Raw genomic sequence first — 13727 nt, 5'->3', positions numbered from 1 at the left:
GTCGGAAAGCTAAGCCTGATACCGGGCCAGCCAGCCGGGAAAGTCGTTCAGCGGCATGGGCCGCGCATATAGGTAGCCTTGCAAGCCGTCGCAATCGTGGGCGAGCAGGAAGTCGGCCTGCTCCTGCGTTTCCACGCCTTCGGCCACCACGCGCAAGCCCAGGTGGCGCGCCATGGCCAGTATCGCTTGCACGATGGCCGTGTCGCGCGCATCGTGCGGCGTGTCGTCGATGAAGCGCTTGTCGATTTTGAGTTCGTACAGCGGCATCGAGGTCAGGTAGGCGAGGCTGGAATAGCCGGTGCCGAAATCGTCGATGGAAAAGCGGATGCCCAGGGCCGCCAGTTCGCGCATGCGCGCCAGCGAGGCGTCGCGCTGGTCGATCAGCAGGCCTTCCGTCAGTTCCAGGATCAGGGCGCCGGCCGGCGTGCCGTGTTCGGCCAGCGCCGCCTGCACGCGGGCGGCGAAATCGGGCTGGCGAAACTGGGCCGGACTGACATTCACGGACAGGGCGACGGGCTGCCCGGCCCGCGCCAGCATGGCGGCGGCGCGGCACGCCTCGCGCAGGGCCCAGTGCCCGAGCCGGACGATCAGCCCCGATTCCTCGGCGATGGGAATGAAGATGCCGGGCGCGATATGGCTGCCGTCCGCCTGCGGCCAGCGCATCAGCAATTCGGCGCCCGTCACCCGGCCATGGCGGTCGACCTGCGGCTGCACGTGCATGCACAGTGCATGGGCATCGAGGGCGCGCGCCAGCGCCCGTTCCAGGGTCAGGCGGCGTTCCACGCCCGCCTGCATGGCCGCTTCAAAGAAGGCGATGCCGTTGCGTCCTTCCGCCTTGGCGCGGTACATGGCGATGTCCGCTTCGCGCAGCAGGTCGTGCGCCTGCTGGCCCGCTTTCGGCAGCAGGGTCACGCCGATGCTGGCGCTGCAATGATAGGACTGCCCGTCGATATCGAAGTCGCGCGCGATGGCGGCGCGGATTTTCTCGGCCACCTGGGCCGCCGCGCGGGCGGCGCTGTCGAGGTCTTCGGCCAGGTGCGCCAGCAGCACGACGAATTCATCGCCGCCGATGCGCGCCACCGTGTCGGCCTTGCGCATCAGCTGCGCCAGCCGTTCGCCGGCCAGGCGCAGCAGCGCGTCGCCGGTGGCGTGGCCGCGCGCATCGTTGATGTGCTTGAAGTGGTCGAGGTCGATGAACATCAGCGCGCTGATTGTATTTCCTCTCGGCGCGGCGGCCAGCAGGTGGCCGATGCGGTCCATCAGCAGGCGCCGGTTGGGCAGGCCCGTCAGCACGTCGTAGAAAGCCAGGCGGTGGATGTCCGCTTCCGATTTCTTGCGCTCGTCGATTTCGCGCTCGACGGCCACCCAGTGCGTCTGCTTGCCGTCCGCATCCGTGAACGGCGCCAGTTCCGCTTCGACCCAGTACGCCTTGCCGGCCTTGTTGTAATTGAGCAATTCCGCCCTGGCCGGCTGGGCATTGGCCATGGCGGCGGCGACGCGCGCCAGTTCGCCCGCATCGGTGGCGGGACCCTGCTGGAACAGCAGGCTGCGGCCCAGCACCTCGGCGCGCGCATAGCCGCTGCTGCGCTCGAAGGCGTCGTTGACGAAGATGATGCGCGTGGCCGGCGCCGCACCGCCGGGGGCATCGGTCACTTCGGCGAGCATCACCATGTCGTTCAGGCGGGCCAGCGCCGTGGCCGTCAAGCGCAGGTCGGCGTTCAGCTGCGACAGGGCCTGGCTGCTGCGTTCCAGGTGGCGCAGCAGGAAGGCGCAGGACAGGGTCAGCACGGCGGCGATGAACAGGAAGTTCAGGGCCACGATCAGCGCGCGCAGCACGGGGGAGTCGGGCACGCCCTGCACGTGCAGGGCGACGTCGGGATGCAAGCCGAGGAAAAAGATGGTCAGCGAAGTCAGGGCCAGGGTCGACAAGGCTGGCCGCATCCCCAGCAGCAGGGCCGCCAGCACGGGCATGAGCATCATGTATATCTGGCTGACGGGGCCGATTTTCAACAGCAGGCCCACGCCCACCAGGTAGGCGACGATGAGGAATTGCCACACGCGCCAGCGGTAGGGCATGGCGCGCAGATGCCAGATGAGACCGACCCAGCCGATGGCCAGCACGTCGAGGGCGACTATGGACCAGATAGCTTCGCGCGCCGCCAGCAAGGCGCTGGGAGTGGCGGTGATGATGCCAAGCAGCAACACCACCTGCAGCAGGCGCGAAAAAATCTGTCCGCGCCAGTGCGCGAGATCGTTTGACGCGGCCACGCTGCCGTCCTTTCCCCAGGAGCTGTGCTGCCGAGCTGAGCAGTATGGTAAAAATATTACGCGCTATCTTTATGCATGTCATCTTGATCATTCGGCATGGTTGACTGCGCGGCTACCTGCGGGGCGCGTCGGGCCGCCTACTCCGTCTGCGCCGTGGGCCAGTAGTGGCTGTCCGGCGTGTCCCGCGCGCCGAAGATGGCCTGGCCGACCCGCACGACGGTGGCGCCTTCTTCGATGGCGATTTCATAATCGCCGGACATGCCCATCGACAGCTCGTCGAGGCCGATGCCAGGCGGGGCGTCCTGGCGCAGCCGGTCGCGCAGTTCGCGCAGCAGCACGAAGCAGCGGCGCACGCGCTCCGCTTCCGCCGACAACAGGGCCAATGTCATGAATCCGCGCACCCGCAGCGCCGGGAAGGCGGGCAGCTGGCGCAGGAAGGCAGCCACTTCGTCCGGCGGCAAGCCGTACTTGCTGGCTTCGCCCGACGTGTTCACTTGCACGAATACGTCGAGCCCGCGCCCTTCCGCTTGCAGGCGCCGTTCCAGCGCCTCGGCCACGCGCAGGCTGTCGAGGGCCTGGAACTCGCTGGCAAAGCGCGCCACCAGCTTGGCCTTGTTGGTCTGCAAATGGCCGATCACCGACCATTGCAGGTCGGCCAGGTCCGCCATCGCTTCCCACTTGCGGCCCGCTTCCTGCGGCTTGTTTTCCCCCAGCAGGCGGCAACCCGCGGCATAGGCCAGGCGCAGGCTCGCCTCGGGCTTGGTCTTGCTGACGGGCAGCAGGCGCACGCCGGCCGGATCGCGCCCGACCCGCTGGCATGCGGCCGCCATGCGCGCATGCACCGCCGCCAGATTGCGGCGGAAGTCGTCCACGGAAACGGCCTGCGGCCAGCGCCCATGCTGTGCGTGCATGGTGGGAGTGGGCAGGGGAGTGTCATTGTTCATGTGTCAGCCTTGTGTCAGCCTTATAAGCGGCAGGAGTCGCCGCAGTGATGTATGATTGTCCTATGCCAAAATATATCATGTCTGAGACCATCATGAAGATGAAGGGGAAAACCGCGGCGCAGCTGTTCGACAGCATCCGCGCGCTGACGCAGGCGGGCGAACTGCCGCCGGGCCAGGCGCTGCCGACCGTGCGCGAGCTGGCGGCGACCTTGGGCGTCAACCGCAATACCGTGTCGCTGGCGTACAAGCGCCTGGTGACGGCCGGGATCGCGGTCACGCAAGGGCGCCTGGGCACGGCCATCCGCGCGCAGCGCGATCCCGGCGAGCAGGAAGGCCTGCTGCCCGGCTCGCCGCTGGCCGACCTGGGCGGCGGCAATCCGAACCTGGCCTGGCTGCCCGATATCGGCGCGGCCCTGGCGCGCAAGCCCTACCGCCCGCGCCTGTATGGCGAGGCCACGCTGGACCCGGCGCTGGAAGCCCTGGCGCGGCGCTGGCTGGCCGGCGATTGCCCGGAAGGGCTCGACGTCACCCTGACGAATGGGGCGGTCGATGCGGTCGAGCGCCTGCTGGGCGCGTACCTGGTCGCGGGCGACAAGGTGGCCGTGGAAGACCCCTGCTTCGTCAGCAGCATCAACACCTTGCGCATCGCGGGGCTGCACGCCGTTGGCGTGGCGGTCGATGCGGAGGGGATGCAGGCCGGGGCGCTGGAACGGGCGCTGGCGCAAGGCGCGCAAGCCGTCATCGTGACGCCGCGCGCGCACAATCCGACCGGCTGCAGCCTGAGCGCGGCACGCGCGGCTCAGCTGCGCGCCGTGCTTGCCGCCTACCCTAACGTGCTGGTCATCGTTGACGACCATTTCTCGCTGCTGTCCGTCGCCGGCTACCGGGACGTGATTCCCCCTGCCGCCCGGCGCTGGGCGCTGGTCCGTTCGGTGTCCAAGATCTTCGGCCCCGACCTGCGCCTGGCCGTCGTCGCCAGCGACGGACAGACCGCCCGCCGCCTGCGCCTGCGCCTGGCGCCCGGCACGAACTGGGTCAGCCATCTCTTGCAGGATGCCGTGAGCGCCTGCCTGTCGTCGCCGGACGTGCTGGCGCAGGTGGCCCTGGCCCGCGCAGACTATGCGCGCCGCCGCGGCATCCTGGCCGATGCGCTGGCGGCGCAAGGCCTCGTTTGCGCCAGTCCCGCCGATGGCTTGAACCTGTGGCTGCCGCTGCCGGGCAGCAGCCAGGCGGCCGTGCTGGCGCTGGCCAGGCATGGCTGGCTGGTGCGCGGCGGTGAAGCGTTCGGCGTGCAGGCGCCGGCGCAGGGATTGCGGATCACCGTGTCGAGCATCGATGAAGCGGGCGCGCAGGCGTTCGCCGGCGTGCTGGCCCAGGTGCTGGGCCGGCCATAGTTTCTTAATTCCTCGTCACAGAAAGGGAACATCATGAAAGTCCATTTCATCGTGCATGAAGCGTTCGAGGCACCGGGCGCCTACGAGACATGGGTGCGCGAGCGCGGCTACGCGGCCACGTATTCCCGCGTCCATGCCCATGAGCCGCTGCCCCCGTCCATCGCGGACATCGACCTGCTGGTCGTCATGGGCGGGCCGCAGTCGCCGTCGACGACGCGCGAGGAATGCCCGCATTTCGACGCCGCGGCCGAACAGGCCCTGATTGCCGCATGTGCGGCGGCGGGCAAGGCGGTCGTCGGCGTCTGTTTGGGGGCGCAACTGATAGGCGCAGCCCTGGGAGCACGCCAGGCGCACAGCCCTGAAAAGGAGATCGGCAAGTTTCCCGTCATGCTGACGGCGGAAGGGCGGGCGAACGACAAGTTTGCCCATTTCGGCGAGGTGCTGGAAACCGGACATTGGCATAGCGACATGCCGGGCCTGACCGACAGCGCGACGGTCATCGCCTGTAGCGAAGGTTGCCCCCGCCAGATCATCGAATACGGCAAGCTGGTGTACGGCTTCCAGTGCCATATGGAGTTCACGCCGGAGGTGGTCGAATTGCTGATCGCCGCGTCGGAAGCCGAACTGGCCATGCTGGAGCCGCACCGCTTCGTGCAGCCGCCAGCGGTCTTGCGCAGCCACGACTGGCACGCCATGAACGGCCAGCTGTTCGGTTTCCTTGACCGCCTCATGCAGGCGTACGCATCGCCGTAAAAAAAACGCCAGCGTCGACGCTGGCGTTGTGGGGCAAACAGGCGAGGCGCTTATTTCTTCGGCGCGCTCAGGCATTCCTTCATGAAGGCCTTGCGGGCATCGCCCTTCATGTCCTTGGCGTCGACATTGCACGCTTTCATCTTGTTTTGCTGCGTCATGGCCGGTGCCGGCTTGGCGCTCAGGCATTCCTTCATGAAGGTCTTGCGTTCATCGCCTTTCTTGCCGGCGGCGTCCGCATTGCAGGTCGTCATCTTCGATTGTTGGGCCGTCTTGGCGACGGGCGCCGCTTCCGGTGCGGCGGCAAAGGCGGTGCTGGCAAACGCGGCGGCGATGCAGAGGGCGATTAATTGTTTCATGGCAAATCCTTGTAGACGCAGTCGGTGGAAGGGGGCGATGCAATCGGCAGAGAATGCCGATATGCAAAACGTAACTAACTATATGACATTTATCAACAAAATTTCCACTCGAGTGTGTCTTTTTGTTACTGGCAGGCAGAAGGCGCCCGCCAGTTGGCCCGGGCAGCCATGTTGCGGCGGCAGCGCCCCTGTTTTTTGCTATGCTAGCGTCTTTCCACCGGCCGATGCCGCTGCCTTGGCCGGCGCACCCTCAATACGGAGTAGTTATGGTCTCGTTGCAAGAGCAGTTTTTAAAGGCCGGCCTGGTCGACAAGAAGAAGGTCAAGCTGGCCAACCAGGACAAGAGCAAGCAGAAAAAGGACGAGCGCAAGAGCGGCACGCAAAGCGTCGACGAGGTGCGCCTGGCCGCGCTCGAGACCCAGCGCAAGAATGCCGAGCGGGCGCGCGAACTGAACGCCCAGCGCGACGCGGCCGCCAACCAGAAGGCCATCGTGGCGCAGATCGCGCAAATGGTGCAAAAGAATCGCCAGAGCAAGGGCAACAACGGCGACGTGCCGTACAACTTTACATTTAATAACAAGATCGAGCGCATCTACGTGACGGCCGCCGTGCAAGCCCACCTGGTGGCGGGCCGCCTGGTCATCATCTGCTTGAACGGCGCCGTGGAACTGGTGCCGCGCATCATCGCCGACAAGATCGCCGAACGCGACCCCGCCATCGTCGTGCGCGTGAAACAGGCCAGCACGGAAGTGGACGAGGACGATCCGTATGCGGCGTTCCAGATTCCTGATGATTTGATGTGGTAAGAGGGATGTTTGCCCGGCGCTGACGGCGCCGGGGGAGTGGTTGCGGGCCGGAAACGGCCTGCGTGTTGTATAGACAGTCCATAAACAAAAACGCCACCCGAAGGTGGCGTTTTTGAATGTAAAACGAATTCTTGGTGGCCCGGGGCGGAATCGAACCACCGACACAAGGATTTTCAATCCTCTGCTCTACCGACTGAGCTACCAGGCCAAGGTGGCGAATTATAGCAGACCAAAACGGGAATGCAAGAGCCGGCTGCGACTTTTCCCCGATTTCCTGCATGGGCATGGCCTTACTTGCTTGTGGGTCAAATATGATTTGATATCAGCGGTATTTTTCTCAACAAAGGATGGGCGCATAGTGTGGCCATCGACATTGACTTGAGAGGATTACCGCATGAACGCCACCACAAACCGCACCGCCATCCCTGAAATCGGCCTGGGCACCTTCCGCCTGCAGGGCCAGGTCGTCATCGATTCCGTCACCACGGGCCTCGACGTCGGCTACCGCCATATCGACACGGCGCAAATCTACGGCAACGAAGCCGAAGTGGGCCAGGCGATCGCCGCCAGCCCCGTCCCGCGCGACGAACTGTTCGTCACCACCAAGATCTGGATCGAGAACCTGCAGCGCGACAAATTGATTCCCAGCCTGAAGGACAGTCTGCACAAGCTGCAGCTGGAGCAGTTGGACCTGACCCTGATCCACTGGCCGTCGCCGCAGGACGCCATTCCCGTCGCCGAGTACATGGCGGCGCTGGCGGACGCCAAGGCGCAGGGACTGACGAAAGCCATCGGCGTATCGAATTTCACGAATGCGCAGCTGCAGCAAGCCATCGCTGCGGTGGGAGCCAAGGAAATCGCCACGCAGCAGGTCGAGATCCACCCCTTCCTGCAAAACCGCACCGTCATCGATTTCGCGCGCCGCCAGGGCATCCACATCACGGCCTACATGCCGCTCGCGTACGGCAAGGTGGTCGTCGATCCCGTCATCATGGCCATCGCGGTAAAACATGGCGTGACGCCGGCGCAAGTGGCCCTGAGCTGGTCGCTGCAGCAGGGCTTTGCCGTGATCCCGTCGTCCACCAAACGGGCCAACCTGGAAGCGAACCTGCATTTCCAGCGCATCACCCTGTCGCCGGACGAGATGGCGCAGATGGCGACCTTGGAGCGTGGCGAACGCCTGGCCAACCCGGACGGCCTGGCGCCGCAGTGGGACTGATATGGGCGCCATGACGAAGCTCGGGCAGGGCGGTTTCAGCATCGGGCTGGAACTGCCGCTCGATAATGACTGGTCGTCCACGGGACGCCAGGCGAATGCGGCGTCCGGCCGCGTGCCGGGCGAACCGGACCTGCAACAGCATGCGGCGCTGGCAAAGCTGGCCGACCGCCTCGGTTTCAGGGCCCTGTGGCTGCGCGACGTGCCTTTATATGACCCGTCCTTCGGCGACGCGGCCCAGGTCTTCGAGGTGTTTACCTATCTTGGCTACCTGGCCGGCATCACGGAGAACATCCTGCTGGGCACGGCCGCCGTGGTGCTGCCCCTGCGCGAGCCTGTATTGACGTTAAAAGCGGCGGCCAGCATCGATCAGTTGAGCGGCGGGCGATTGCTGCTGGGCGTGGCCAGCGGCGACCGTCCTGTCGAATATCCCGTCTTCGGCCGCGATTTCGAGCAGCGCGGCGCCGCGTTCCGCGAACAGGTGGCCATGCTGCGCGACTGGGGCGAGACGCATCTGCCGCCCGGCATCCGCCTGCTGCCCAAGCCGTCCGCGCCCTTGCCGCTGCTGGTGGCAGGGCTGGCGCAGCAGTCGCCCGCCTGGATAGGCGAGCAAATGGATGGCTGGCTCGCCTATCCGGGCACGCCGGACGACCATGCGCGGCGCTCGGCGCAATGGCGCGCCGTCGCCGGGGAAGATAAACCCTACGTCAGCTTCATCCACCTGGACCTGGACGAGGCCCCGAACTTGCCGCTGCAGCGCTTCCGTTTTGGCGCACGCACGGGGCGCGATGGCCTGATCGCCGAGTTGACGGCCATGCGCGACGCCGGCGTGCGGCACATCGGCCTGCAGCTGCGGCAGAACCGCCGCCCGCTGGCCGAGACGATGCAGGAGATCGCGGACCACGTGCTGCCCGTCTTTCATGGCATCGCTTGATCTGGGACACGCGTCCTGTACTTCCGGACTATCTGAAAAGGGTGGGGCAAACGCTATAATGGTTCCATGAACAGTCCCACTCCCCCTACCATGCGGCGCTTCATGCATAGCCACAGCGACGTTTGCATCGTCGGCAATGGCGCCATCGCGAAAACCACGGCGCTGGCGTTTGCCCAGGCAGGACAAAGCGTCACCCTGTTATCCCCGGTGAGCCCGCCTGCGCCCACATCCCCTTCGGCCGCCAAGCCGGTCGAAGCCAGCTGGGATGTGCGCGTGTATGCGCTCAATCACACGGCGCACCAGCTGCTGTCGTCGCTGAAGGTATGGGGCGCCCTGGAGGCCGACAGGGTGGCGCCCGTCGACGCCATGCTGGTCAACGGCGACGGCGCGCAGGCGGGCGGACTCGGTTTCGACGCATATGGCGCCCATGTGGGCACGCTGGCGTGGATCATCGAAGACCGCAACCTGGGCCAGGCGCTGGACGCCGCCCTGAAATTTGCGCCGAACGTCAGCGTGGTGCAGGGCCGCGCCAGCCGCCTGGAATGGACGAACGACTCGGCCATCGTGCATCTCGATGGCGGCGACACCATCACTTGCGCATTGGTAGTGGGTGCGGATGGCGCCCAGTCGTGGGTGCGGGGCCAGTGCGATATCGGCCTCGATTACCGCTCCTATGGCCAGCGGGGCGTGGTCAGCAACTTCGCCTGCGAAAAGCCGCACCATGGCGCGGCCCACCAGTGGTTCACGGGCAGCGAAGGCATCGTCGCGCTGCTGCCGCTGCCGGGCGACCGCGTCTCGCTGGTCTGGTCGGCGCCCGATGCGCTGGCCGACACCTTGATGGCCGAATCGGCCGACGCCCTGGCCGCGCGCCTGGCCGCCTACTGCCACGACAAACTGGGCAAGCTGACGCCGTTGCAGCCGGAGCTGGTGCGCGCCTTCCCATTGACCCTGATGCGCCCGCACGCCATGGTGGCGCCGCGCGTGGCCCTGGTGGGCGACGCCGCCCACGTGGTGCACCCGATGGCGGGACACGGCATGAACCTGGGTTTTGCCGACGTGGCGCAGCTGGTCAAGACGATCGCCGAACGCGAAGCGCACCGCGGCATCGGCGACGAGCGTGTGCTGGCCCGCTATGCGCGCGCGCGCAAGGAAGACGTGTTGTTGATGCAGCTGGCCACCGATGGCCTGGCGCGATTATTTGGCGCCGACCTGGAGCCGTTGCGCGTGGTTCGCAATTTGGGATTAAACTTGCTGGATAAATTACCGGCCCTGAAGCGGAAAATGATCGCGCACGCATTGGGACATCAGTAAATATCAGCGAATCTTAAGATATCGCCGGATAATGGCAGGTGTGAAAATTCAAGGTCGCCGCAGCTGGTCTGCGGCGATCGTTTTGTCAAAGAGATAACGATGCCGGGCCAGAGGCGAGTCCCGCCAGGCGTTTCAAGTGGAGAAGTGATAGTGATAAAAATGAGCAGAATCGCATTGGTACTGGCCTCGGGCCTGATGATGTCGTGCGCCGGCGCGGAAACGCCAACGGAAGCGAACATCAAAAAGCTGATCGAGCCGCGCCTGGGCGAAGGCGCCAAGGTCGATTCGGTCAAGGAAACGCCGTACGGCGGCCTGTACGAAGTGCGCACGGGCGGCGACATCCTGTACACGGACAAGGCCGCGCAATACCTGTTCGTCGGCCACGTCTTCGACGCCAAGACGTCGCAAGACCTGACCAAGGTGCGCCTGGACGAAGTCAACCGCATCAAATTCTCCGACTTGCCGCTCGATTCCGCCATGAAGACCGTCAAGGGCAATGGCAAGCGCGTGATCGCCGTGTTCGAAGATCCGAACTGCGGCTATTGCAAGCGCTTCCGCCAGAACGCGCTGAAGGAAATCGACAACGTCACCGTCTACACCTTCATGTACAACATCCTGTCGCCGGACTCCATCGTCAAGTCGCGCAATGTCTGGTGCGCGCCGGACCGCAACAAGGCATGGGATGACTGGATGTTGAACGGCAAGGCGCCAGCCACGGTGGCCGCTACCTGCGCCAATCCGCATGAAAAAATCCTGGCCCTGGGCCAGCAATTGCGCGTGTCGGGCACGCCTGCCATCTTCTTTGCCGACGGCAGCCGCATTCCGGGCGCAGTCGATGCGAAAACGCTGGAACAGAAATTCTCGACCATTAAGTAATCCGGGCTGTCGCCAGGAAGGCTGGACGGCGCGCCCTCGCAAGGCGCGCTTTTTTTTGCACTTTTTTCCGCTGTCGTATCATCAAGTGTTGTTTGTAGACGCCATAACAATTCAAAAAAGGAGAAGCAGCAGATGATTACCCTGAATATCAACGGACGCGACACGCAGGTCGATGCCGATCCTTCCACGCCCATACTGTGGGCGCTGCGCGACAACCTGAACATGACGGGCACCAAGTTCGGCTGCGGCATGGCGCTGTGCGGCGCCTGCACGGTGCACCTCGACGGCCAGGCCATCCGCTCGTGCATCACGCCGATTTCCTCCGTCGGCGCGCAAAAGATCACCACCATCGAAGCGATGGAAAACGACCAGGTGGGCAAGGCCGTGCAGGCGGCGTGGGTGCGGCACGACGTGCCGCAATGCGGCTACTGTCAAAGCGGCCAGGTGATGAGCGCCACGGCGCTGCTGCGCACCAACAAGGCGCCCAGCGATGCCGACATCGACGGCGCCATGAGCGGCAATATCTGCCGCTGCGGCACCTATCAACGGATCCGCGCGGCCATCAAGGACGCGGCCAAGACCCTGGCCTGAGGAGAGCGACATGCGTATCGAATGGTTGAATCAGGAAGCATTGCAGCATGGCGGGGTGACCCTGGGCGCGGCGCTGGCATCGGCGCCTGTTACCGTGGCGGATGGCGTGTCGCGGCGCGGTTTCATGAAGGCGGGCGCGGTGGCCGGCGGCGGCTTGATGCTGGGCTTTTTCCTGCCAGGCGCAGGCAAGCTGGCGCAGGCGGCCGATGCCGCACCCGCCAAGCCCGTGTACGCGCCAAACGCTTTCCTGCACATCGCCCCCGATAACACGGTGACGGTGCAGGTGAACCGGCTGGAATTTGGCCAGGGCGTGCAAACGAGCTTGCCCATGCTGATCGCCGAGGAACTCGACGCCGACTGGAGCCTGGTGCACGGCGCGCTGGCGCCTGCCGGCGAGCAGTACAAGGATGCCGCCTACGGCATGCAGATGACGGGCGGTTCGGGCAGCATCGCCCATTCGTTTACGCAGTACCGCGAAATCGGCGCCAAGGCGCGCGCCATGCTGGTGGGCGCCGCCGCCGCGCAATGGAAAGTCAGCCCCGACCAGGTGCGCGCCGCCAAGGGCGTGCTGTATGGCCCCGGCGGACAAAAGGCCACGTTTGGCGAATTTGCCGACGCGGCCATGCGCCAGCCAGTGCCCGCCACCGTCAAGCTGAAGGACCCGCGCGACTTTGCCATCATCGGCAAACCCGTGAAACGCCTGGATGCGGCCGCCAAATCCACGGGCAAGCAGCAGTTCGGCATCGACTTCAAGCCGCCTGGCGCGAAAGTGGCCATGGTGGCGCGCCCGCCCGTGTTTGGCGCGAAAGTGGCGAAATTCGACGCCAGCAAGGCGAAAGCCATCAAGGGCGTGCTGGACGTGCTGGAAGTCAAAACCGACCGTGGCGGCAGCGGCGTGGCCGTCATCGCCGACGGCTACTGGCCGGCCAAACAGGGGCGCGACGCGCTGGTGATCGAATGGGACACGAGCGCCGTGGAAAAGGTCAGCAGCGACAAGCAGCTGGCCGCCTTCAAGGCGCTGGCGAAAACGCCGGGCACGGTCGCCAAACCTGCCGACATGGCCAAGCTGGCCTCGGCGCCGAAAAAGATCGAAGCCGTCTACGAATTTCCCTACCTGGCGCACGCGCCGATGGAGCCGCTCAATTGCGTCGTCGACCTGCAGGCAGACAAATGCACAATGTGGGTGGGTTCGCAATTCCAGACGGGCGACCAGGCGGCCATCGCGGCGACCTCCGGCCTGAAACCGGAGCAGGTGACCCTGCACACGATGATGGCCGGCGGCGGCTTCGGCCGGCGCGCCGTGCCCTCGTCCGACTACGTGGTCGAAGCCGTCAACGTCGCCAAGGCGTACCGGGCGGCGGGCAAGGGCGGCCCGTTAAAGCTGATGTGGAGCCGCGAGGATGACATCAAGGGCGGCTACTACCGGCCGTCGCACGTGCACCGCGCGCAGATCGGCCTCGACGCCAAGGGGAAAATCCTCGCCTGGGACCATACCATCGTGGGCCAGTCCATCATGGCCGGCACGCCGTTCGAAGCCTTCATGGTGAAAAATGGCGTCGACGGCACCATGGTCGAAGGCATGGGAGAGCCCTACACCCTGCCGATGAAGCTGTCCGTGCACACGGCCAAGGCGAACGTGCCCGTGCTGTGGTGGCGCTCCGTCGGCTCGACGCACACGGCCTTCGTCATGGAAACCCTGATCGACGAGGCGGCGCACGTGGCGAAGATGGACCCCGTCGCCTACCGCAAGCAGCTGATCGACGCCAAGCACACGCGCCACATTGCCGCCCTGGACCTGGCCGTGGCCAAGTCCGGCTACGGCAAGAAGAAGCTGCCGAAGGGGCAGGCCTGGGGCGTGGCCATGCACGAATCGTTCAATTCCGTGGTTGCCTATGTGGTGACGGCGTCGGTGGTGCAAGGCGCGCCCAAGCTGCACCAGGTATGGGCGGGCGTGCATTGCAACCTGGCCGTCAATCCCCTGACGATCGAGGCGCAAGTGCAGGGCGCCGCGCTGATGGCGCTGGGCATGACGATTCCCGGCGCGGCCATCACGCTCAAGGATGGCGTGGTGGAGCAGCAGAACTTCGGCGACTACCCCGTGCCGCGCATGCCCGACATGCCGGTGATCGAGGTGCACCTGGTGCCGTCTGGCGATGCGCCGACGGGCATGGGCGAGCCGGGCGTGCCGCCGCTGGCGCCCGCCTTCGCCAACGCGCTGTTCGCGCTGACGGGCAAGCGCCTGCGCAAGCTGCCATTCGATTTGGCGGCCGCATGACGG

12 protein-coding genes and 1 tRNA gene are annotated in these 13727 nt (G+C 65.5%); 9 read left to right on the top strand and 4 right to left on the bottom strand.

Features of this window, described 5'->3' with window-relative positions:
* Positions 1-9: 9 nt before the first annotated feature.
* Entirely contained in the window at positions 10-2268 is a 2259-nt protein-coding gene (locus OX459_RS14855; RefSeq protein WP_289905620.1) for an EAL domain-containing protein, read from the bottom strand.
* A gap of 137 nt (positions 2269-2405) precedes the next feature.
* Positions 2406-3212 (bottom strand): YggS family pyridoxal phosphate-dependent enzyme, encoded by an 807-nt coding sequence (locus OX459_RS14850; RefSeq protein ID WP_289905619.1) that lies wholly within the window; start codon positions 3210-3212, stop codon positions 2406-2408.
* A gap of 92 nt (positions 3213-3304) precedes the next feature.
* Between OX459_RS14850 and ptsJ the strand changes: the two genes are divergently transcribed.
* Complete coding sequence (gene ptsJ, locus OX459_RS14845; RefSeq protein ID WP_289906097.1) at positions 3305-4606, top strand: transcriptional regulator PtsJ; 1302 nt, start codon at positions 3305-3307, stop codon at positions 4604-4606.
* Positions 4607-4639: 33 nt separating this feature from the next.
* A complete protein-coding gene (locus OX459_RS14840) occupies positions 4640-5359 on the top strand; it encodes a hypothetical protein (protein WP_289905618.1) in 720 nt (239 codons plus the stop codon).
* 50 nt (positions 5360-5409) lie between these two features.
* Here OX459_RS14840 and OX459_RS14835 read toward each other — a convergent pair whose 3' ends face one another.
* Entirely contained in the window at positions 5410-5715 is a 306-nt protein-coding gene (locus OX459_RS14835) for a PsiF family protein (protein ID WP_046682222.1), read from the bottom strand.
* A 266-nt stretch (positions 5716-5981) separates the two neighbouring features.
* On the opposite strand from OX459_RS14835, the gene OX459_RS14830 reads away from it, so the two are divergent.
* Positions 5982-6521: a DUF2058 domain-containing protein gene (locus OX459_RS14830; RefSeq protein WP_077399286.1), complete on the top strand. Its 540-nt coding sequence runs from the start codon at positions 5982-5984 to the stop codon at positions 6519-6521.
* Positions 6522-6653: 132 nt separating this feature from the next.
* Here OX459_RS14830 and OX459_RS14825 read toward each other — a convergent pair.
* Positions 6654-6729: transfer RNA gene (locus OX459_RS14825), tRNA-Phe, on the bottom strand.
* A gap of 186 nt (positions 6730-6915) precedes the next feature.
* Here OX459_RS14825 and dkgB point away from each other — a divergent pair.
* From dkgB to OX459_RS14795, 6 genes are all read left to right on the top strand, one after another.
* Positions 6916-7740 carry a 2,5-didehydrogluconate reductase DkgB gene (gene dkgB, locus OX459_RS14820; protein WP_289905617.1) on the top strand — a complete coding sequence of 275 codons (825 nt, stop codon included), beginning with the start codon at positions 6916-6918 and terminating at the stop codon, positions 7738-7740.
* Between the two features lies 1 nt (position 7741).
* Entirely contained in the window at positions 7742-8671 is a 930-nt protein-coding gene (locus tag OX459_RS14815) for an LLM class oxidoreductase (RefSeq protein ID WP_289905616.1), read from the top strand.
* 66 nt (positions 8672-8737) lie between these two features.
* Positions 8738-9982: an FAD-dependent monooxygenase gene (locus OX459_RS14810; RefSeq protein WP_289905615.1), complete on the top strand. Its 1245-nt coding sequence runs from the start codon at positions 8738-8740 to the stop codon at positions 9980-9982.
* 159 nt (positions 9983-10141) lie between these two features.
* The gene (locus tag OX459_RS14805; protein ID WP_034785648.1) at positions 10142-10858 is read left to right on the top strand and encodes a DsbC family protein; all 717 of its coding nucleotides are present in this window, start codon (positions 10142-10144) and stop codon (positions 10856-10858) included.
* Positions 10859-10990: 132 nt separating this feature from the next.
* A complete protein-coding gene (locus tag OX459_RS14800) occupies positions 10991-11449 on the top strand; it encodes a (2Fe-2S)-binding protein (protein WP_099665572.1) in 459 nt (152 codons plus the stop codon).
* A gap of 10 nt (positions 11450-11459) precedes the next feature.
* Positions 11460-13724 carry a xanthine dehydrogenase family protein molybdopterin-binding subunit gene (locus OX459_RS14795; RefSeq protein WP_289905614.1) on the top strand — a complete coding sequence of 755 codons (2265 nt, stop codon included), beginning with the start codon at positions 11460-11462 and terminating at the stop codon, positions 13722-13724.
* The last annotated feature ends 3 nt before the right edge of the window (positions 13725-13727 follow it).

Origin of the sequence: Janthinobacterium sp. SUN026, assembly GCF_030397625.1 — a bacterium.
Lineage (GTDB): Bacteria > Pseudomonadota > Gammaproteobacteria > Burkholderiales > Burkholderiaceae_D > Janthinobacterium > Janthinobacterium kumbetense.
Note: the sequence above shows the minus strand (reverse complement) of the source record. Positions and strands in the feature narration are given on the sequence as shown.